Origin of the sequence: Ruegeria atlantica (assembly GCF_013032505.1) — a bacterium.
In the GTDB taxonomy this organism is placed as follows: Bacteria; Pseudomonadota; Alphaproteobacteria; order Rhodobacterales; family Rhodobacteraceae; genus Ruegeria; species Ruegeria atlantica_F.
Window position 1 is genome coordinate 1 of record NZ_WQCG01000016.1, and the last position, 21,180, is coordinate 21,180.

Here is a 21,180-nt window from a genome sequence, read left to right on the forward strand (position 1 = left end):
GTTCCCGTGTAGAGATCGTACTGCTCACCGTTGATCTCCACGTCTTGTCCGGAGTCCCGGATACCTTGACCCAAGACAACGCTGTCGTCCCCATCACCATCGATCCGAACCCGATGGCTGTCATCACCACCCGCAAGTACGCTCAAAACTGAATCACTGATGATCAGGCGCGATGCACCTTCGGAAAGGAATATCTTTTGCACGCCTGCCAGGGCCTGTGCGTTCTGCGCTGTGGGCTCTATGGTATCAACTTCAGCGCCATAGCTGCGGTACCAGACACGGTCGATGGTGCCGTTATCGCCATCATCATACAAACCGGCCTTTCTGATTTTAGTCCCGTCCGCGTCATAGGTATAAATGTTGGTTACGTCGTTGGTACCATCCGCGTCATAATCCAATGCCTCGGTCAGCACATTGTTGTGGGCGCCATAGGTCCTGACGCTACTAAAGTCGATGCCGTCGGTCCAGCCAAAATCCCATGTCTCGGTCAGCAAATTGTTGTTGGCGTCATAGGTGAAAGTGTCGGTGCGTTGTTGGAAACGGTTCCCGCTATGGTCCACTGTTTTCACCCGACCGCCGTGGTCGTCATAGGTATTGGTAATGCGGCGGTCGATAGTATTGTTGATGTGATTGTCCCATGTCTCGGTCAGCAACCTGTTGTCGTCGTCATAGGTATATCTGATTAAGCGGGAGGCAGTGTAGGTGCGTGCGCCAGGGATGTTTACCCATCTCTCGGATAGCAACCGGTTGTGCTGGTCATAAGTATAATCGACGGTGCGGTCGTCGGTACCGTCCCCGTTACTATCGACTGTTGCTGTCCGCGGAAGGCCGTCTACAAGGCTTTGGGTTTCTGAATATTTCAGCGAGCCGTCAGCGTGATAGGTATTGTTAATGCGGCGGTCGATAGTACCGTTGATGCCATTGTCCCATGTCTCGGTCAGCACCCTGTCGTCGTCGTCATAGGTATATCTGATTAAGCGGGAGGGGGTGGTGGTGGGTGTGCCAGGGATATTTACCCAGTTCTCGGACAGCACCCGGTTGTGCTCGTCATGAATATAACGGACGGTGCGGTCGTCGGTACCGTCCCCGTTACTATCGACTGCTGCTAACCATCCAAGGGGGCTTACAAGCCATTGGGTTTCTGAATATTTCAGCGAACCGTCAGCGTGATAGGTTCGGATCCCGCGGCTGTCGAAGAGGCCGTCATTATTGGCGTCGACCGAAACCTCTGCTTTTATACGCGTACCGGCCTCGTTAAAGGTGAAGTCGCTGACCCTATTGAAGGTGCCGTCACCATGAAAATCGAACGAACTCTTTAGTTTTATACGCCGACCGGCCGCGTCATAGGTCGTGGCCTCCGTAACATTGGGGTTACGATCCAAATCTGTATCGAATGTTTGGGTCCGAACCCTTGTGCTGGCGTCATAGGTTGTATTCAAGACCGTAACCCAGGATGGGGTTTTCACAGCACTGGGGTCAAACTCGCTATCAGTGAATGTATGGAACATGTCATTCTCCTATATTGTATATTAATTGTCCGGCAGGACCTTGGGTTTGTGAGGTTTGGATCTGCGTGACCTTTCCGAAACATGGGTCTGCAACCCGGAAACGCATTGGCCGGGGCAACCCGACCCTCGCCGCGGCTTTGATGGTCTTGATACAGGTATACGGAATGGGCCCGCCGGTGAGGTCAGTCCAATATGATGGCGTGGCACGGAGAGCCGCCCGCACGCCCTGACCCTTGTGAGACGCAGGCGGCACCGAAGAACACAACCTGAGCGAGACCCCGGTGTGATCCGTCACATCAGTATCTGCGGGTTGCGAATGCGGGCTCTTTCCAGGTCCGGTCAATGCCGTCAAAAGAGCGCCTGAACATCCGGCCGCAGATAACCTGCCGGGCCCGGGCGGGCGCGGCAGGCGACCCTTGTGATTATTGCTGGTGCGCAGCCATGAGGTTTGCGAGTCGAGAGCCATTGACGTCATCGGACATCATCCGTACCCCCTGCTCGTTTCTGCTTGCTACTTCTGAAAACACGGGCCATCCCAAAAGAGATGCCGCATTCTCATCCAGGCCCACTCAGCCAATGCGACATATTCCCGCATAGGTTGTGATTCGTTGCAACTGTTTTAAGACCCCGCAGGTAAGATTTGATCTGGCTCCGGAAACCGGCACCAAAGCAGTGGCGGCCGCATTATGCCGGCCCCGGGACACACATTGGAAGGCCCTATGGCGCCATCTTGGATCACTCAACCCGCATGCCCTTCCTTTTCCTGATGGCGACGAGGCTTTGGTTGAGCCTGAGCTGTCCGGCTTGATGCCGCGCGGTCATGGCGCGCAGGACCCCGCCGGGCGATTGGATGGGGGTTTCGGGGTGAGCGACATTGTTGTCGATAATCAGGATGCACAGGGCGGCTGCCAAGTCTCCCATCTGGTCGACGGCCTCCTGCCAGGCTGAAGGATGAATGCCGAGCGGCACAAGCCTGTCGATCGCGGCGATCACGAAGTCCCGCGGGGCAGGGCAGGGGCGTTTGCCCTGCGCCAGCAGGACCCTGAGCTGCATCTCATCTGACCCGTTGGCCGGTCGGGGCTGTCACCACGAATAGTGTCAGGTGCTGGACGCCGGGGGCTTCCCACCCATCCGCACCACCCACGTGTGACATAGCTGGCCTGAACGGCGCATCGTTCAGACCAGCCCAGTTTCAGGCAAGAGCAAGTTCAACCGTCACATCGGGATCGATGAGGACGCTTCCGATCGTTCCCGTGTAGAGATCGTACTGCTCACGGTTGATCTCCACGTCTTGCCCGGAGTCCCGGATACCTTGCCCAAGGTGAACGCTGTCGTGCTCATCACCATCGATCTGAACCCGATAACTGTCATCACCACCCGCAAGTGTTCTCAAAACTGTATCACTGATGACCAGGTTCGTTGCACCACCGGAAAGGGTTATCGTTTCCACGCCTGCCAGGGCCTGTGCTCTCAGCACTGTAGGCTCTATGGTATCAACTTCAGTTCCATCGTTATGGTAAGTGAAACGGGCGATGGTGCCGTTGTCGTCATAGGTATATGAGAAGATGCCAAAAGTACCGTCCTCGGCACCCCTCCGTATCTCGGCCCGCACCCTGTTGTCGTCGTAATATCCATATCCGACCTGGAAGGCGGTGGGTGCGCCAGGGGTGTTTTCCCATGTCTCGTACAGCAACCGGTTGTACTGGTCATAAGTATAGTCGACGGTGCGGTCATCGGTACCGTCCCCGTTACTATCGACTGTTGCTGTTTGCGGGCGACCGTCCACAAGGCGTTGGGTTTCTGAATATTTCAGCGAGCCGTCTTCGTGATAGGTTCGGATCGCGCGGTGGTCGAAGAGGCCGTCAAAATTGTCATCGACCGAAACCACTGCGTTTATACGCGTACCGGCCGTGTTAAAGGTGTAGTCGCTGACCATATTGACGGTGCCGTTATCCAAATAATCTGACGAACCCACTTCTCTCATGATCCGACCGGCGGTGTCATAGGTCCTGGCCACCGTAACTTCGGGGTTACCATCCCGGTCAGCATCGTATGACCAGGTCCAAACCCTGTTGTCCTCGTCATGGGTTCTATGTGGCGCGACCTGAAACACGCGCGAATAAAGGCGTGTGGAGGCTAATAGATCAATGGGGTCAAAGTAGCTATCCGTGAATCTAAAGGTCATGTCATTCTCCTATGTTGATTGTCCGGCAGGACCTTGGGTTTGTGAGATTTGGATCTGGTGACCTTTCCGAAAACATCGGTCTGCACCCCTGGAACCGATCCTGCTCCCGGAAACTCATTGACCAGGGCAACCCGACCCTCGTCATGGTCTTGATGGTCTTGATGCAGGTATACGGAATGGGCCCGCCGCTGAGGTCAGTCCAATATGATGGCGTGGCACGGAGAGCCGCCCGCACGCCTTGGTCCACGTGAGATGCAGGCGGCACCGAAGAACACAACCTCAGCAAGATCCCGGTGTGATCCGTCACATCAGTACCTGCGGGCCGCTCAAGACCTGCACCAGCACGAGCCGCGGTTGCGGGTTGCGAACACAGTCTCTTTCCGGGCCCGGTCAATGCCTTCGAAAGAATGCCTGAACATCCGGCCGCAGATAGCCTGCCGGGCCCGGGCGGGCGCAGCAGGCCACCCTTGTTCTTATTGCTGTTGCGCAGCCGTGAGGCTCGACGGTTGAGAACCGTTGAGGTCATCGTACATCATCCATACCCCCTGCTCGTTTCCGTTTGTCGCTCCTGAAAACACGGGCCAACCCAAAAGAGATGCCGCTTTGTCATTCAGGCCCACCCAACTCATTCGGAGGACTCCCGCATAGGTTGTGATTCGTTGCAACTGTTATTTGAGATTCCGCCGGGTGAATGGATGGGAGTATCGGGGTGAGCGACATTGTTGTCGATGATGAGGACGCACAGGGCGGCTGTCAGGTCTCCCATCTGTTGGGCGGCCTCCTGCCAGGCCGAGGGATGAAAGCCAAGGGGCACAAGCCTGTCGATCGCGGCGATCACGAAGTCCCGCGGGACAGGGCAGGGGCGTTTGCCCTGCGCCGCTCCAACCAGGTGTGACATAGCTGGCTTGAACGGCGTATCGTTCAGACCAGCCCGGTTTCAGGCAAGAGCAAGATCAACCATCACATCGGGATCGACGAGAACGCTTCCGGATGTTCCCGTGTAGAGATCGTACTGCTCACCGTTGATCTCCACGTCTTGTCCGGAGTTCCGGATACCTTGACCCAAGACAACACTGTCGTGCTCATCACCATCGATCCGAACCCGATAACTGTTATCACCACCCGCAAGTACGCTCAAAACTGAATCGCTGATGACCAGGCGCGATGCACCTTCGGAAAGGGTTATCGTTTCCACGCCTGCCAGGGCCTGTGCACTCTGCGCTGTGGGCAAAATGGTATTAACTGCAGTGCCAAAGTTGTTGTACCGGACATGGTCGATGGTGCCGTCTTCGTTCGTATCGTACGAACTTACGTCTCCGATTTTAGTCCCGTCCGCGTCATAGGTATACGTAAAGACGCTTTCGTTGATACTATCTGCGTCGGTATCCCATGCCTCGGTCAGCACATTGTTGTTGGCGTCATAGGTCCTGACGATACTAACGTCGATGCTATTGGTTGCGCTAAAATCCCATGTTTCGGTCAGCACATTGTCGTTGGCGTCATAGGTGAAAGTGTCGGTGCGGTCTTGGAGACGGTTCCTGCCATAGTCCGTCACCGTGGTCACCCGACCGCCGTGGTCGTCATAGGTATTGGTAATGCGGCGGTCGATAGTATCATTGATGCCATTGTCCCATGTCTCGGTCAGTACCCTGTCGTCGTCGTCATAGGTATATCTGGTTAAGCGGGAGGGGGGGGTGGTGGATGCGCTAGAGGTGTCTACCCATGTCTCGGTCTGCACCCTGTCGTCGTCGTCATAGGTATAACTGATTGAGCGGGAGGCAGTGTTGGTGGGTGCGCCAGGGATGTTTTGCCATCTCTCGGTCAGCAACCGGTTGTGCTGGTCATAAGTATAGTTGACAATGCGGTCGTCGGTACCGTCCCCGTTACTATCGACTGTTGCTGTCCGCGGAAGGCCGTCTACAAGGCTTTGGGTTTCTGAATATTTCAGCGAGCCGTCCTGGTGATAGGTATTGGTAGTGCGGCGGTCGATAGTACCGTTGATGCCATTGTCCCATGTCTCGGTCAGCACCCTGTCGTCGTCGTCATAGGTATATCTGATTAAGCGGGAGGGGGAGGTGGTGGGTACGCCAGGGATGTTTTGCCATGTCTCGGACAGCAACCGGTTGTGCTGGTCATAAGCATAGTCGATGGTGCGGTCATAGGTACCGTCCCCGTTACTATCGACTCCTGCTCTCTGCGGAAGGCCGTCTACAAGGCGTTGGAATTCTGAATATTTCAGCGAGCCGTCACCGTAATAGGTTCGGATCATGCGGGCGTCGAATTCGCCGTCATTATTGTCATCGGCCGAAACCACTGCTTTTAAACGCGTACCGCCCTCGTTAATGGTGAAGGCGTTGATCCTATTGATGGTGCCGTCATCCCCATAATCTGACGAAACCACTATACTCATAATCCGACCGGCGGTGTTATAGGTCCTGACCACCGTACGATCGGGGTTACCATCAAGGTCAAAATCGTATGTTTGGGTCCGAACCCTGGTGCTGGCGTCATAGGTTGTACGCGGCGGGACCGCGGAAATTCGCGCGAAGTCGTCAAAAGTACTGGGCTCAAAGTCCTGAGGACGGAAGACAGTGACCATGTTATTCTCCTATATTGATTGTCCGGCGGGACCTTGGGTTTGTAAGATTTGGATCTGGTGACCTTTCCGAAACATGGGTCTGCAACCCGGGAACCGATCCTGCCCCCGGAAACTCATTGACCGGGGCAACCCGACCCTCGTTATGGTCTTGATGATCTTGATGCAGGTAAAGCGGAATGGGCCCGCCGGTGAGGTCAGTCCAATATACTGGCGTGGCACGGAGAGCCGCCCGCACGCCCTGACCCTTGTGAGACGCAGGCGGCACCGGAAAACACAACCTGGGAGAGACCCCGGTGTGATCCGTCACATCAGTATCTGCGGGTGGTTTCAGACCTGCACCAGCATGAGCTGCGGTTGCGGGTTGCGAATGCGGGCTCTTTCCAAGCCCGGTCAAGGCCAACGAACGCGCACCTGAACATCCGGCCGCAGATAACCTGCCGGGCCCGGGCGGACGCGGTATGCCACCCTTGTGATTATTGCTGGTGCACAGCCAGGAGGCTTGACGGTTGAGAACCGTTGGGGTCATTGGACATCATCCACACCCCCTGCTCGTTTCTGTTCGTCGCTCCTGAAAACGCGACATCCCAAAAGAGATGCCGCATTCTCATTCAGGTCACTTTTCCCATTCAGCGGATTCCCGCATAGGTTGTGATTCGTTGCAACTGTTTTTAGGACCCCGCAGGTAAGATTTGATCTGGCTCCGGGCTCCGGAAACCGGCACCAAAGCAGTGGCGTGCCGCACCCGGAACACGCATTGGAAGGCCCTATGGTGCCATCTTGGATCACTCAACCTGTTTGCCCTTCCTTTTCCTGATGGCGACGAGGCTTTGGTTGAGCCTGAGCTGTCCGGCTTGATGCCGCGCGGTCATGGCGCGCAGGACCCCGCCGGGCGATTGGATGGGGGTTTCGGGGTGAGCGACATTGTTGTCGATAATCAGGATGCACAGGGCGGCTGCCAAGTCTCCCATCTGGTCGACGGCCTCCTGCCAGGCTGAAGGATGAATGCCGAGCGGCACAAGCCTGTCGATCGCGGCGATCACGAAGTCCCGCGGGGCAGGGCAGGGGCGTTTGCCCTGCGCCAGCAGGATCCTGAGCTGCATCTCGTCGGTACAGAGATCACAGAGCACGTCCGGTGTCAGCCATTTGAGATTTTCCTGATTTTGGGTCTTGTGCCCCGCCGGATCCGTCTCATCCTGTTTTTCTAAGCAATCCGCGCCGCCGTCAGGCGGCGCATCATCAATGTTTGTGTCTGCCGGCTTGCCGGCAGTCGATTCTCCCACGTGTGCGTTACAGAATACTGTTCTATCTTGAGTTGTATCTTGTAAAGGGCGGACGCCAGAGTCCGGTGGACCGGACTCTAATGTCTGTTCATGGATATGCTGCTCAAGCTGGTCATCCACATCGATAATGTCCTCGAGAAGATCCTGCAGGCCCTGGATTTCTGCTGAGGCTTCGAAACGGGTCGGCCAGCTGGCAATGCGGCTTTCCAGCTCCTGCAGGGCAAGGGGCTTGTGTGGGCGCGACCGAAGCGTTTCCAGGTTGCGTTTGACCATACGCCGGGCAGCGCTGATCTTTTGCTTCAGGGCCTGTACTTCGAACCGCTCCTGCGCGAGTTGCTCGCGAAGCCCGAGCAGACCGGGGAGCGCCTCGATGAGGGGCGTGAAGAAGATCCCGGTCCTGGCCTCTTCACCCAGTACGGATCGAAAGCGGCTCCGTTGTCCGTTGGAGGTGACTTCCTTGCGGATCAACCCCAGCTGTTCGAGGTGGTCTTCCGTGCGCCGTACGGACCGCGTGGATTGCCCGCAGATACGGGCAATGTTGATCTGCATCGCGAAGCACACGGGCTCCCGGTCCGGGCGGATCCAGTCAGATGGCCGGGTTTCGTCCATCATGGCCAGAAGCACCGCCAGCCGACCGGGGCTGAGCCCGATCTGCGGCCCCACGCGCCGGATCAGCCGCTCCACGTCGCCGCGCTGCATGTCGACCGGCAGGGTGGGGTAGGTTGTTTCCGACCGCCTGCTGACTCCCTGTTGATATGCGTGCACTGTTTCGTCCTCCACTCGATGTTGGGCGAGGCGCATTAGGCGGCAGGCATAAGGGTATGGGTCGCACAAATGCGTTTTTTCTTGCCTGCGGGCGGGGAAAACCGTAAGGTACAGGAAGGAATTTTTAGTCCTTTCGGTATCTCCCGCGTTGGCTCAGGCCTCGCGGGTTTTCCTTTTTAGGGTGGTTTGATCTCTGCAATCTCTGCCCGGTACAGCCCTCCTGCGAATGTTTGTTCAAGTGATCCAAACCCTAGGTCCCTGGGCGACAGGGTATCGCCTGATCTGCGCTACAAACCGTGCTGTCTGGGCGATGTGCTGCGACCAGGCCGCTGTCAACCACAGGTTGTTGTGGGCAGCTTTTGAACCGTGATACGCGGCGCGCCGTTTCTGCGCAATTGTTTTTGCATATCTTGCCTAAAAAATGTCACGAAAAAGCCTGTAAAAAACCATCAAGGGTTACCAAAAAAATAGTACAAAACAATGAGTTAGCAGTGCATAACGTCTGCAGTTACTTGCGACTGGGGTTTTTGTTTGCATGTCGGTTTCAAAAACACTCGGTTATTCCGTTCGGAAGCTCCGCAGATCAAAGGGATTGAACCAGACCCAGCTGGCCGAGCTGGCCGGTGTATCCCTTCCGACGGTCAGCCTCATTGAAAACGGGAAGACAAACGCAACAATAGATGTCCTTGTTGCGATTGCCGAAGCCCTTGGCACAACATTGCCTCATCTCATGGCGCATCAACTGGACACAACGGTCCCGGACAAGCAGGACCTCAAAGCTGTATTGGCCAAAAACGTGCGCGTACGGCGCGAATATCTTGGCCTGACACGTCGGGAGGTGGCCGAGCGGGTAGGTATGGTTTCATACTATATCGCGGATATTGAAAACCGGAAGCAGCTCCTGCTTTTAAGAAATCTCATTCGGATTGCTGAGGCTTTGGAAGCCCAACCGACCTGGCTCCTCTCTGAAGGATCCGATGAGAAACTGTCAGTTGAGGGGGGCTCCACCTACCCAACAACCGAACAGATTGTTGAGCAATTTGAGGCGGAGAGAAAGCGTCAAAGGCTCACAATCACAAATGTGAGCTCTCTGATCGGTCATGATTCCGCGATCTGGCGCAATATGGTAAAGTCTTCTAATGTATCAATTTTAGTCTTTTTGAAGACTTGTAACGCCTTATCTCTCGACCCTGAAGATCTGATGGATGCTTGCTAGTGTGAGGTCGTTTTGATAGCTAGAAGGTGACTTTACCGGTAAAAAGACCTTCTACCTAACGCACGAACCTCGCAATGCCCCCGCTTCTGAAGCCTGTTTCTGCAATGTCAGCTCTGGCACTTTGTGCCGGACCTTCGGCGGCCGGTCCCCTGATCCAGTGCCCGGACTGGCGGCAATATGTGACACCTGCCGCAACAATCCGGGAAACACCGCCAAAGCAGAGTTTCGAGGCCGCGCTGGCCGAGGGCAGGGCGCGAGACGCGGCGCAGGCAAAAGCAAAACCCACTGTAAAGCTGAAACGGGTTTCCCCGCAAAAACCCGGTGATCCGCTGCCGCTTCCTGAGGGGTTTCACAAAAACACCAGCCCAAAAACTGCGGGTCCCTCACGAGCCCCGCCGGCCAGGTCCCCGGATGCCGGGGCACAGTGCCGTCACGTCGTGGTTTCCGGGGATACGCTGGGTTCGATCGCGGCCCGAACACTCGGCACCTCAAACCGCTGGCCCGAGATTGCGCGAGCAAACCGGTTGAGCGGGTCGTCCACACTCCGCGTGGGTCAAGTCCTCCAGCTTCCCTGCGCGGCCATCGGGAAGGGGCGGGCGGTGAAGCAGGCACTGCCCCAACCAAAGCCTCTTCCCGTCTGGACGGCCAGACCCGGCGAGTTTGCCACGGATGTTGTGCAACGCTGGGCAAAGAAAGCGGGCTACAAGGTGGTGCGGGAAGGCGTGGACGAGTGGAAAATCAGCGTCCCGATCCGCATCCAGGGCAGCTTCAGAGACGCGTTGACCCAGCTGACTGTCGGGTTTCAGGGAAGCGGGCGCCCCCTGGCGATCAGTGTTTACTCCAACAAGGTGATCCGGATCGGGCGGCCCCTATGAGACAGCTTGTAGGACATATTGCCGGTCTTCTCATCCTCGTTTTCGGCCTGCCCGCCTGTGATGCCATCAGGGAAGCTGACGACCAGACCAACAGAATTTCGAAACACACGGCGGATGAACAGGCGAGATTGCGCGCCGCGCAGCGTGGCAAGATCCATGAGGTGAACCGCCCCTATTTTGGCTCGCCGGTCGAGGTCGAGCGCGGCTCCCGCCGGGGCAAGCCCTTGCCCCGCAAACTCGAAGGCGCGCGGTCGATCTCGATTTCAACCGGCGGCTCGGCAGTCGATATAAAGTCCCTTGCGGACCTGATCAGCCAGCAGGCCGGACTGCTGGTCAATATCCGCACCGTCTATTCTTTGCCCGATGGGGATGTGATCCGTATTCCCATCGGCACCACCATGCGGGTGGATCACGAGGGGAGTCTCTCGAAGCTGCTGGATCAGATCGGCGCGCGGATGGATATTGCCTGGTCCTACGACGGCAAGGCCATCACCTTTGATCGGATGGTTACCGAGCGCTACAAGGTCTCGCTTCCCGTTGGCACCGCCAAGCTGAGCTCTTCTATAGACGGGGTGAAAGGCGGGGGACGCAGTGTCTCGCTCAACTCCGATGTGGGCGGCTACGACCCCTGGGCAGAGCTTCAGTCCCAGCTGCGTGCGGTGGCCCCGCCGCCCGCGCAGGTTACCTTCGCAAAATCCTCGGGCCGGGTTACGGTCTTTGGTCCGCCGTCTGTGCAGGCCCGCGCCGCAGCCGTGATCGAGGATTTCGACGAGGTGTTTTCCACGCGGATCGGGCTGGAAGTGGCGGTTTACTTTGTGGACACGTCCAAATCCGACAGCTTTGCGGTAGGGCTGCAGGGATCGCGTCGAAGCGGCCACGCCAGTATCACCGGTGTTGTCGGGGCGCTCACCGGCAATGGCGTGGCGACACTCAGCAATCATCTCGGTGCGGTCAATTTCCAGTCGCTGGCAAACAACGCCTCGGTGGTCGATTATCGCCTGGGCTCCACGATTGCACAGTCTGGCGTGATTTCACCGATTGTGCTGACACGGTCCCAGAACTTCGTTGCCCGCACAACCACCACCACAGACATCAATGGCGTGACCTCCACCGCTGTCGAGACCGACACGGTCGATACCGGCATCTCGATCCACGCCCTGCCACGGCTGGTCAAACGCAACCGCGTGCAGCTTTCGCTCACCGTTCTGCAAAACGACCTGACCGAACTCACCACATTCGATTCCGGCAATTCCACCGTGCATTTGCCGACCGTCGATCAGCGTGCGCTGCAAAATGACAGTGTCCTCGCACCTGGAGAAACCCTGATCCTTTCAGGCTACGAACAGGACCGCGCAACCCGTTCCAACAGCGGTGCGGGCAAGGCGAAGTTTCTGGGGCTGGGCGGACGCACCCGGGGTGAGGTCAAGAAAATTCGCATGGTCGTGCTTGTGCGCCCCGCAATCATACCGGCGGCGTCCTGATGGTGCGCACCCTCACATATCGTGGCTTTGAAGCCGTTGTCGGGCTGACCTGGAAGCGCGCGGTCAAACCGCCATTCTGGAGGTCCGCGCCTGTGAAAGCGGACTGGGCCGGGCAAAGTGCAGTGCTGGAGGATGGTCAGGACGCAATCGGCAAGGCGGTGCTGTTTTCCATTCTGGCGGACTCCATTCCGCTGGACGCGCGGAACGGGGACGTTCTCATTGTGCTTGCCGATCCGGAACAGGATATTTTCTGCGCCATGACACTGGTCAGCGGCAGGCCCCGCATCGGGGCCGAGCAGATCTTTGCAAGTCGTGAGGAACTGCTCAAATATGTCACCTCGGAACTGTCCCATGTGGCCCGGCTGTTCACGACGCAGGAGCTGCGCGCCGAGATCGGCACCCAGGTGGAAACACATATATTCAGCGAGATGCCCGACGGGTTTGAGCCAATCCGCATTGAGGGCAAGTTGCGAACGAAGAACCTACGCCGGGTTCTCCTTGCCGGTCTTGGGGCCGGTCTGGCCGCGGTCGCATTGGGTGGCGCGGTTTGGGTCCAGTATTTCCGACCTGAACCGAAAGCTGTCATCGTTCCGAAACTGGCGATGGTTGTCGATCGGGACATCTTCGCCGCCAGTTGCCTTGGGGCCTTTGCCGATGAATGGCCGCTCAGCCCTGGATGGGAACTGCAGCAGGAAGGCTGCGCCACGCCTGACATGCGCGATCCGGCGCTTCAGGGCGCGTCAGTGACAAAGCCCGTGGCCTATCGCGCCTACCGGCTGCGACAGGGCTATCAGCAGTCGGTGGCCCGCAAGGCGGCTGAGGCGGTCTACGCGGACTCCCCGGTGGCTGTTGACGTGGACGGGAGCACACTTTTTGCCACCAAACCCATCCGTGCCCCACTCACGGAGGCCGGGCCGGCGGGCACGCCCTCTGCGCCTGGCGCCGATCCGGCAGAGCTTCTCAAACAGGCCGAGGCGGTGTTTCTGGGATCGGCCCGCTCCGTTACCCTGCCCGGTGGGGAAGAGGTGCGCGTACGCATCGATCTGCAGGGCAGCTTTGGGGATGCCTTCGAGCGGGCTGCGCGCCTGGACAATATCGACATCGCGCGGCTGAGCCGGGAAGGCGAAACGCTCATACTGGAAATCGCACCGCGCCACATCCGCATGGTGCCCGTGACCGAAGTGGACAGCGCGCGGGATGGGTAAGGTGTTTCCTCATATCACCGGCACCGGATCTCGACCGCCTGCGCCGGGATCGAGGCTTCGGATGGCGGGCTCCTTCTACTCCCGTTTTTGGCCCCGTTCATTCGGAACGGCAGGGGGCGGGCGCGACGGCGCAGCCCTCTGTCACAATTCCCCGCATGTCAGCCGCGGCACGCGTCGCCATGCGCAGGCCTCTCAGGACGCAGCCGCCCCGGCTCCTTTATGTGCGCCCTTCACCCCGCCCGGTTCCATGATGACGGAGGGGTCCCATGCATAGGTTGCTATTGAGCTCGGCGCTCTCCACAAGTCTTGTATTCCATCCGGTGATGGCGCAGGCACAGAGCTGGCATGCGGACCGTGTGCGCGAAGAGCAGTTGAACGAGCTTGCGGCCTATACGCGGGTTTTGTGGACCGCGCATCGGCAGGTACGCAAATATATCGACTGGATGGGCTGGCGCACGCGGCTGACGGAGCGCGAGCAGCAAGAGCGCACCCGATTGATCCTTGAGGGTCTCAAATCCCGCGAAGTTCCGTCCGAAAATCTGGTGCCGGGATTGTCGTTCAGGACCACCAATAGTTTTGATGTGCGGTTTCGTTTCTGCGAAGATGTGCTCATGACCTATTTTGGTACGCCGGACTTCAAGCACAATGCCTCGGCTGAGGAACTGATTGATGCGCCGGTGGCGCAGGCGCTGTGGAATGGCAAGTATTACAGCGGGGCGCTCCTGGGCCAGATGGCCGAGGATGGCGAGGGTCATTACATTCAGGAGCGTGGCGGCAAAAAGGGACGCCGTATTCCTGAATGCGTGATCAAGGGCGAGTATCCCACGCGGATCAGAACCGGCACGGTGGCGATTGCGCAATGGGTGATCAACCCGTTTGAAGCCACCCGCGACCGGATCACCTCGGAAAAACGTACCTTGCCCTGTCCGGCGGGACAGGTGGGCAGCGGCATTCTTCAAACGCGCAAGCGGCGTCAGCCGGTCAACGGGCGCGGTCAGCCCGTGGGCGCACCCTATTACGATATTGTGGTCGAGCGCGACGGGGTCTGGCGAGACCGAACCCGCCATTGCCGCGCCCCGCGCACACAGCTGCGCCAGGACACGCAGGTCTGTGATCTGGTGATGCGCACCGCCGAGCAGGTCATCACCGTGCCCGGGGAAGGGATGCTGGTCTATGATTATTTCTGGACCGAAGTGCCCGATCCCGATGACCCTTCACAGGTGACATGGCAACCCTCGGACAAGGACGGCAACATTCTGCCCGCGCCGCTGGGCTATGTCTCAACCGAAATGACCTTCTGCGATGGCACCAGCAAACCTCCCACATCGGCAATCACGCCCAGCACCCGCAGCTGGTCGGAAGAAGAAGACCGGGCCTGTTCGAACCCTGCCTGGTGGACCGACGGTCATCAGGTCTGGGGCCGGACGGCCACCGAGGAAACCTACAGCTATTCGGGGGCGTTTGCGGACTGGGAGGCCACCCCCGATCTCTACACAACGGTGATCCTGAGCCACACGCCTTGGGCGCAGCGCGCCAATTATTGCCGTCGCTGGCACCATGAGACCCGGCCGCAAGCCATCACATCGGACTGCGCCTCAGGCTATAGCGGCACCCGCAGCTACGTGCGCACGGCAATCACGCAAGGGACCGACTGGGAAATCCATCCCGATCAGATCACCACCACATACACGCCATGGGTTCTGACGGCAAAGAATTGCCGGAGGCCTGCGCCGCCCTGTCCCGTGTGGAGGCGCGAACGCGGCCAATGCGACAACCATGCGCCGGCCGGTGGGGACCGTCGCGGTGGGGGGCGTGAGCGCCCCGAAGGCCCGGGAAGCTTTGACGTGAACGGCGACGGGCGCGGTGATTTTCAAAACGCACACGCGGCCCGCGCCGCGGGGTATGACAGCGGCCGGGAAGTCTCCGGCACCTGCGGCGGTTGCAACGGGCCGGGACGTGGCCGTGAAAGCGGCGGAAATAAGGGCGGTGAGAAAAAGATCGTCTGCACCGCGATGAACGCGGCCTACGGGTTTGGCTCCTTCCGCCAGGCGATCTGGCTGGCCCATGCGCGGGACAGTCTCACGCCGTATCATCAGACCGGCTATCACCTGGTCTTCCTGCCGCTGGTGCGTCGCGCTTACGGCTCTGATGATTGGCGCGCGCGCGGGATCCGCAAGAGCCTAGAACATATCGCGCGCGAACGCACGGCGGATATCCGCGCCGAACGCCAGCAGGCCCGCCGCCGCCCGCTGGGCCGTCTCTACCGCGCTCTGCTGGAGCCTGCCTGTTACGTTGTGGGTCGCCTGGCCGGCGGGCGTGACGTGGCCGGGGTGGACGATGTCACCCGCATCGCCTCCCGCCGCAGGCAAACCCCATCTCCCCGGACGAGGACGTTGAACCATGCCTAACCTGAGCTTCAGAGCATTCACTGTGACCGCCCTTGTACTGGCTGTGACCACGGGGGCCAGCGCCCAGGAGCGCAAGGTCCATAAACGCGGTCAGATCTTCCAGAACGTGGCGGCAGAACATGTGCGCCCGCTGCTGGCCAACACCGCATGGGTCAGTCATTGGTGGGACGGTCAGTCCAAGCCGGAAGGCAAATATGTCCGCATCGTCTGGTACGGCGCGGACGGGCGGGAACATGTCTGTTTGACGGATGACCAGGGCGTGGCTGGAGGTTGGCACCAGGGCACTTATTCCGGGCACAGAACAACCCTGAAGTTCCACAAGGTCACCTATCCGCTCAAGAAAGCGACTTATCCTAACAACAATACCGGCTACCAGCTGCTGCGCTATGACGCGGAGACGGGCGGTCTGACCACCTATCTCGCGCAGTCGCGGCGCTGGTGGGAGGGCGATGTGGGTCATCTTCAGGCCAAAATCCCGGCGGTGACCTGGGAGATCTGCCCGAACTTCCCGTCCGCCGCATCGCTGGGGGCAAAGGTCAACACCAGGCAGACCTCGCGGTTCTACAAGACCCTTGTTGCCCAGGACCCCGGCACCCGCATCCGGCGCCCTCAGTATCAGAACGAGAACGCCCATACCTGGTTTGGGTCTGAAGCCCACAGAAACAGGGATTGAGAAGGCCCGACCCATGATCGAGCGTTTCACCATATCCCGCGCGCCGATTTGCGTCACCGCCCTGTCGCTGCTTCTGGGCACAGCGGCTATTGCCGTATCTGATGCTGAGAGCGGGCACGCGCAAAGCACTGTCGGAGAGCCGGTGAAAGTGGACTTCGATGAACGCTCGACCCCAATCGACCGCGCTCCTGCCGAGGCCCTGTCCCGGATCGTCCGGCACTCCGGCAAGGTGATGACGCTGCCGGATGGCGGGCGCTATGTGTTCTACCTGCCGCTTGATCGGCTCTGGGTGCTCTCGGAAAACAACGAGATGCTGGAAAGCGGGACGGTGGGTGTTGAGGATGATCGTGCGATCCGCATTCGCTGGCTCGGCGGGTCTGAGGATATCATCGACCTGACGGATTTGTCGGACATCACCTTCACCGATGAGATCCCCGCCTTTGTGGAGCTTCTGAACACGAAGATCATCGGGCTGCCGCTGAAGACTGCGCTCGGCCCGCTTCCCGCTCAGGCCCAGCTTGCCGAAGGTGGTGTGATCTTCGGGGAAACGGATGAGGGTGCTGTGGATCTGGGCCACTGGAACGTCCATCTCGGGGACGCGGTTCTCTATCTCGAAGACGCCGCCCCCCGGCGTCTGGCCCTTACCGATATCGCGGCAGCTATTGCCGGAGAGGACGCGGCTCAGGAGGCGAAGAACTGATGCGGTTTATTCTTGCCATACTGCTGCCCTGGGTGGTGTTTTTCACAATCAGACGCCCGATACAGGGGGTCTGCTGTCTTCTGCTGCAACTCACCCTGATCGGCTGGATTCCGGCCGCCATCTGGGCCGTTTACAGCCTCGGCCAATACAGAACCGACCGCAAGATCGAGGACACGATGGCGGGAAACACCCGCGCGGACGACAAAGAAGGGGGCGGCCTGTGAAGATGCTGTTGAGCAGAAATGCACCGGGCGGTCCCGCGCTTCTCCGCGCCTCTTTTGCCGTGTTGACGGTCTGTGCAGGGCTTGCCTTGCCACGACCGGCCTTCTCGCAAGGCGTGACGGACCTGTTCGAGACCCCGGGTACGGCCCGCTCCGGCATGGCTGCGACTGACACCACCGCTGCGGCTCCGGTCAGGTCCCGCGACGATATCTTGAGCTGCCCCTTTGAGGCGCTGGAGGCAGCTTATCTGTCCCTCTATGAGGCTGTCGATCGCCTGAATGCGGCCGCGCTGGAAAGTGAGGTGCTGACCTTTTGCACGGAACGCCAAAAACGGGTCAGAACGATACTTGGCAGTGAGAAAGAATTCCGCGCGCTTTTGGACGATCTCGCCACGGGCGCCACCGGCGCGAACGCGGCCACGGTCGCCGAACTGGCGGCGGCGCGCACGGAGATCGAGCGGCTCAAGGCAGCCAAGTCCACCGAGATTGCAGGTGCTGCAGCAAGCGCCGCGGCGCCAGCGCCCGGACCAGCCGACCCGCTCACCTGCGCCGCGCCATACCGGGTGGCGGCCATTCTGGGTTCCCCGGTTCTGGGTGAGGGTCTGCACGCGGTGCTCAGCGACAGCGCCGACGGCACGCAGATGACGGTTGCAACCGGCGATATCCTGCCCGGCGGCCTGCGCGTCGATGAGATCACCCGCGAGGCGGTGACGGTGAGTGCCGGGGGCGAACGCCAGAGGCTGATCCCCGTGGCGACCAGACCGGAAGTCAGCGATGGCGGCGGTCTGATCGCGGAGCCGGCCACGGTTCAGGAGCTTTTTGGAGCACCTGACGGGCACCTTGGACCGGGGGAGGGGGGGTGATGGAGAAGTTGCGGGCATTAGAGCACGTTGGTTTCAGCCCCAAACAGGGGCACGCTGCTCCGACCCTCGGTGGAACAGACACTGGCCGCAAACCAGGCGGGGGGATGCAGATGATGGCCAGGCTTGTTTCGCTCTTTGGGACGCACCAGAAACCGCTGCCGGTTTTGCAAAATGGCGTCTTCGATCACCCGGATCCGGAGTTCCGGCGCATCGGGGCCGCGCGCAATGACGGGATATGTTTTGTCGCCAGGGGCTATCGCAACACTGACGCATTCCTGGAGCCGGTCCTGGCCCTGGTGAGTGCCGGGATGTTGTCTGGCACTTACGAGCTCCGGGAATGGCCGCTTGAGGACATACCCTCCCTTTACGACCCGAACGCCAAACGCCGCATCCAGGATGAAAGCCGCAGCCTGACAGAACGGGATGGCGAGAAACGACTTGTGAATACGATCGCGGCGGCGGCAAAGGCCCGGGCGTCCGATATCAAGATTTTTCGCCATGACACCAAAACGCTGGTGCGCTTCAAGATCGCGGGATCGGAATATGATTTTGGTCATCCCTGGACGGCTGAGGAAGGAAAATCCGCCATCAATATGCTGTTTAACTCCGCAGATGGCGGGTCCGGCGAAAGCACCTTGAAAAAGGAGACCAACTATTCGATGTCCATCTCGCCGGGTGGCAGGGTGTCACTGCCCGAGAACGTGGTAAAGCTGCGTCTGGAGATCGGCTATTTTGAAAGCGATGCCCGCGAGGGAAAATCTGCGGTGATGCGGGTCTTCTACGGGGATGACAACGATACCGGCGCGCTTGAGGATCTGGGCTACGACAGGGATGTCTACCGGTGTCTGGCGCGTGCGCGGGCCAATCTGCGCGGCTGCGTGATCCTGGGCGGGGAAACCGGGGATGGCAAATCCACCACGCTCATCCGTGCGCTTGAGGCGGTCTACGATTCCCGTGAGGGCCGTAAATCCATCGTCACTTTTGAGGACCCGGTGGAATACAGGATCAGGCGCAATGGGATCACGCAGATCCCACGTGCCTCGGCCAGCCGTGGCAGCAACGATGACGAGAAAGCATTGCGCAGTTTCATGCGACAAAATCCGGATGTGTTGATGCTTTCGGAGATCCGCGAACGCGGGGGCGGAGAATTGTTGCTGCAATTTGCCATGTCCGGTCATGGCGCCTATTCCACGCTTCATGTGGACAACGCCAACGCCATTCCCTTCCGCCTGATTGCGATGGGAATCTCACCGGAGGATCTGAGCCAGGCGGGGCAATTGCGCCTTCTGATCAAGCAGACGCTGGTGCCGCTTCTGTGTGATCACTGCAAAACTCCGATGGGCGATGCAAGGCTGACCGATGATGAACGCTTTGCGCTTGAGGACATTGAAGATGTGGCAGGCGGGGTTTTTCTGCGTGATCGGGGGGGATGCCAGCATTGCCTGCGCGATGGTGAAGATCTGGGTCAAAGGGCCTGGGCGGGGTATCAGCGCCAGATCGCGGTAGCGGAGGTGATCGAGCCGGACCTGGAGTATACGGAATATGTGCGCGCTCGCCATTTCAACGGCGCGCTGAAACATTGGCTCAAGCCCAGGGCCGAAGGCGGGCTCGGCGGCATCACCCTGTCGCAGAAAGTCACGGAGCTGGTTATGCGCGGACATGTGGACCCGCGCGATGCGCTGGACAAGAAGACCGACCTTTCCGATCGCATGGACGACATCCAGCGCAAAAGTTTCATCTGGTCCCCGGAAGGAGTAAGCCTGTGAGCGCGGCTTTGATCTTTTATCGCCGGATGTTCTTTGGGGCCAGGACCCGCGCCCGGACCTGGCGGCTGCTGGCCGATCTGGCTGAAGCAAAGCTGTCGCTGGGCGAGGCGCTGGGGATTGTTGCCGACAGCTGGGCCGATCAGGGCAAGGCCCCGGTTGCCGCCATTGTCCGGGAGATGGCCGAGGGCAATGTGACGGGCCATCTTGCTGATCGGGCGCGCGTTTATGTGCCCGATTCAGAAATGCTGCTGCTTGACCGGATCAGCAGTCTCGATGAGGTGCAGATTTTCCGCGCCGCCATGCGCGTGGCCGAACAGCGTGACAAGCTCACCCGGGCGATCCAGGGCGCGGTGATCCCGCCCGTGGTCCTGCTGATGATGCTGGGGGTGGTCGTCTACATGCTGGGCACGCAGCTCTATCCCAACCTGGCGCTTGTCAGGCCGATCGGCCAATGGCCGGGCCCCGCGCAGATTGTGGGCGGGTTCAGCTTCTGGTTTGTTGACAATGTGGCCCTCATTCTCGTGGCGGGCGCGCTTATCGTGCCGGGTTTTCGGCTGGTTTTGGCGCGCTGGACGGCCTATCCGCGCGCGCGCTTTGACCGGGTGGTGCCGTTTTCTCTCTACAAGCTGCAGGCGGGAGTCGGGTTCATATTCACGATCACGGAGTTGGGGCGGATGGGCAAGAAGCTCGATTCCGATCTGCTCGAAGACATGGCGCATCATTCGGGCCCCTATCTGCGCTCCCGCATTGCGGCCATTGCCCGCAACGTGGCGCATGCGGATGATGAAGAGGCCTGGAAAACCGCGTTTCAGAAGACCGGCCACGAGTTTCCCGCACGGGACCTGAACGCGGTCTTTGCCGCATTGGTCAGCCAACAGGATTCTGACCACATGCCTTCCGAACACGCAGGCGCATCCGACAAGACCCGGCCTTTGAGCGGTCTCGACAAGTTTGCGGGGTTTCTGGACCGGTGGATGGAGGATTTTGAAGCCATGGTCAAATCAAGAACCGTCGCGCTGAACATGATCCTGCTGACGCTTGTGGCCGCTGCTATCGGCAGCACCATGCTCAGCACCCTGTCCATCGTGCAAACCATTTATTGAGCGCAAAACCATGACTGACACCAAACACAGCAGGCAGAAAGGAGTGAGAGACTGATCGGAAAGCCGGACCGTCACAGTACCCGGCCACGGGCACCAGACGATCCGGCAAGTCGAAAACCTCGAGGTCAAAACGCCCCGCACAGGGCCAAGCACATATCCTGACGCGGGAGGTTTTTTCACTCAAGGCCCAAACCGTAGCACCGCCCAACCCGGACTGTCGAGTCCGGGAACAGAGATGTTTTGCGCAAAAACAAAAGGAGCCTGCGCAGCCCTCCAACACCCGGCCTTTCTCCTGAGCCACACGCGTGATGCACGGGCGGGCCCACACAGCA

General features: G+C 59.4%; 17 protein-coding genes. 12 read left to right on the forward strand and 5 right to left on the reverse strand.

The genetic code is table 11. The features are described from left to right. The 3 genes from GOW92_RS23995 to GOW92_RS24005 all read right to left on the reverse strand — a co-directional run. The coding region (locus GOW92_RS23995) for an RHS repeat protein (RefSeq protein ID WP_170566142.1) at positions 1-1,508 on the reverse strand (1,508 nt) is incomplete at its 3' end. Between the two features lie 735 nt (positions 1,509-2,243). After that, positions 2,244-2,561 carry a replication initiation protein RepC gene (repC, locus tag GOW92_RS24000; protein ID WP_170566145.1) on the reverse strand — a complete coding sequence of 106 codons (318 nt, stop codon included), beginning with the start codon at positions 2,559-2,561 and terminating at the stop codon, positions 2,244-2,246. A gap of 139 nt (positions 2,562-2,700) precedes the next feature. After that, positions 2,701-3,693, reverse strand: a complete 993-nt coding sequence (locus GOW92_RS24005; protein ID WP_170566148.1) for a hypothetical protein — start codon at positions 3,691-3,693, stop codon at positions 2,701-2,703. A 709-nt stretch (positions 3,694-4,402) separates the two neighbouring features. On the opposite strand from GOW92_RS24005, the gene GOW92_RS24010 reads away from it, so the two are divergent. Beyond that, a complete protein-coding gene (locus tag GOW92_RS24010; RefSeq protein ID WP_170566151.1) occupies positions 4,403-4,588 on the forward strand; it encodes a hypothetical protein in 186 nt (61 codons plus the stop codon). Positions 4,589-4,630: 42 nt separating this feature from the next. Here the strand turns inward: GOW92_RS24010 and GOW92_RS24015 are convergent, their stop codons facing one another. Together GOW92_RS24015 and repC (GOW92_RS24020) are read right to left on the reverse strand one after the other, a co-directional pair. Further along, positions 4,631-6,292: an RHS repeat protein gene (locus GOW92_RS24015; RefSeq protein ID WP_170566154.1), complete on the reverse strand. Its 1,662-nt coding sequence runs from the start codon at positions 6,290-6,292 to the stop codon at positions 4,631-4,633. Between the two features lie 782 nt (positions 6,293-7,074). Then, positions 7,075-8,373 carry a replication initiation protein RepC gene (gene repC / locus GOW92_RS24020; RefSeq protein ID WP_302477335.1) on the reverse strand — a complete coding sequence of 433 codons (1,299 nt, stop codon included), beginning with the start codon at positions 8,371-8,373 and terminating at the stop codon, positions 7,075-7,077. A 499-nt stretch (positions 8,374-8,872) separates the two neighbouring features. Between repC (GOW92_RS24020) and GOW92_RS24025 the strand changes: the two genes are divergently transcribed. The 11 genes from GOW92_RS24025 (at position 8,873) to GOW92_RS24075 (ending at position 20,848) form a co-directional block, all read left to right on the forward strand. Beyond that, positions 8,873-9,553, forward strand: coding sequence for a helix-turn-helix domain-containing protein (locus tag GOW92_RS24025; RefSeq protein ID WP_170566160.1), 681 nt, complete (start codon positions 8,873-8,875; stop codon positions 9,551-9,553). A gap of 74 nt (positions 9,554-9,627) precedes the next feature. Further along, positions 9,628-10,428, forward strand: coding sequence for a TcpQ domain-containing protein (locus GOW92_RS24030; protein ID WP_170566163.1), 801 nt, complete (start codon positions 9,628-9,630; stop codon positions 10,426-10,428). Further along, positions 10,425-11,909 carry a secretion protein gene (locus GOW92_RS24035; protein ID WP_170566166.1) on the forward strand — a complete coding sequence of 495 codons (1,485 nt, stop codon included), beginning with the start codon at positions 10,425-10,427 and terminating at the stop codon, positions 11,907-11,909. Before GOW92_RS24030 ends, GOW92_RS24035 begins: the two co-directional genes overlap by 4 nt. Then, complete coding sequence (locus GOW92_RS24040; protein ID WP_170566170.1) at positions 11,909-13,114, forward strand: hypothetical protein; 1,206 nt, start codon at positions 11,909-11,911, stop codon at positions 13,112-13,114. The genes GOW92_RS24035 and GOW92_RS24040 overlap by 1 nt, the downstream gene beginning before the upstream one ends. Before the next feature lie 266 nt (positions 13,115-13,380). Then, entirely contained in the window at positions 13,381-15,522 is a 2,142-nt protein-coding gene (locus tag GOW92_RS24045) for a hypothetical protein (protein WP_170566174.1), read from the forward strand. Beyond that, positions 15,515-16,195, forward strand: coding sequence for a hypothetical protein (locus GOW92_RS24050; RefSeq protein ID WP_170566189.1), 681 nt, complete (start codon positions 15,515-15,517; stop codon positions 16,193-16,195). Before GOW92_RS24045 ends, GOW92_RS24050 begins: the two co-directional genes overlap by 8 nt. A gap of 13 nt (positions 16,196-16,208) precedes the next feature. After that, positions 16,209-16,895, forward strand: coding sequence for a hypothetical protein (locus tag GOW92_RS24055; protein ID WP_170566192.1), 687 nt, complete (start codon positions 16,209-16,211; stop codon positions 16,893-16,895). Then, positions 16,895-17,119 carry a YqaE/Pmp3 family membrane protein gene (locus GOW92_RS24060; protein WP_170566195.1) on the forward strand — a complete coding sequence of 75 codons (225 nt, stop codon included), beginning with the start codon at positions 16,895-16,897 and terminating at the stop codon, positions 17,117-17,119. Before GOW92_RS24055 ends, GOW92_RS24060 begins: the two co-directional genes overlap by 1 nt. A 2-nt stretch (positions 17,120-17,121) precedes the next feature. Further along, positions 17,122-17,979 carry a hypothetical protein gene (locus GOW92_RS24065; protein ID WP_217356585.1) on the forward strand — a complete coding sequence of 286 codons (858 nt, stop codon included), beginning with the start codon at positions 17,122-17,124 and terminating at the stop codon, positions 17,977-17,979. Further along, positions 17,979-19,745: an ATPase, T2SS/T4P/T4SS family gene (locus GOW92_RS24070; RefSeq protein ID WP_254453148.1), complete on the forward strand. Its 1,767-nt coding sequence runs from the start codon at positions 17,979-17,981 to the stop codon at positions 19,743-19,745. Before GOW92_RS24065 ends, GOW92_RS24070 begins: the two co-directional genes overlap by 1 nt. Continuing rightward, positions 19,742-20,848 carry a type II secretion protein F gene (locus GOW92_RS24075; protein ID WP_170566201.1) on the forward strand — a complete coding sequence of 369 codons (1,107 nt, stop codon included), beginning with the start codon at positions 19,742-19,744 and terminating at the stop codon, positions 20,846-20,848. Before GOW92_RS24070 ends, GOW92_RS24075 begins: the two co-directional genes overlap by 4 nt. Positions 20,849-21,180: the final 332 nt, after the last annotated feature.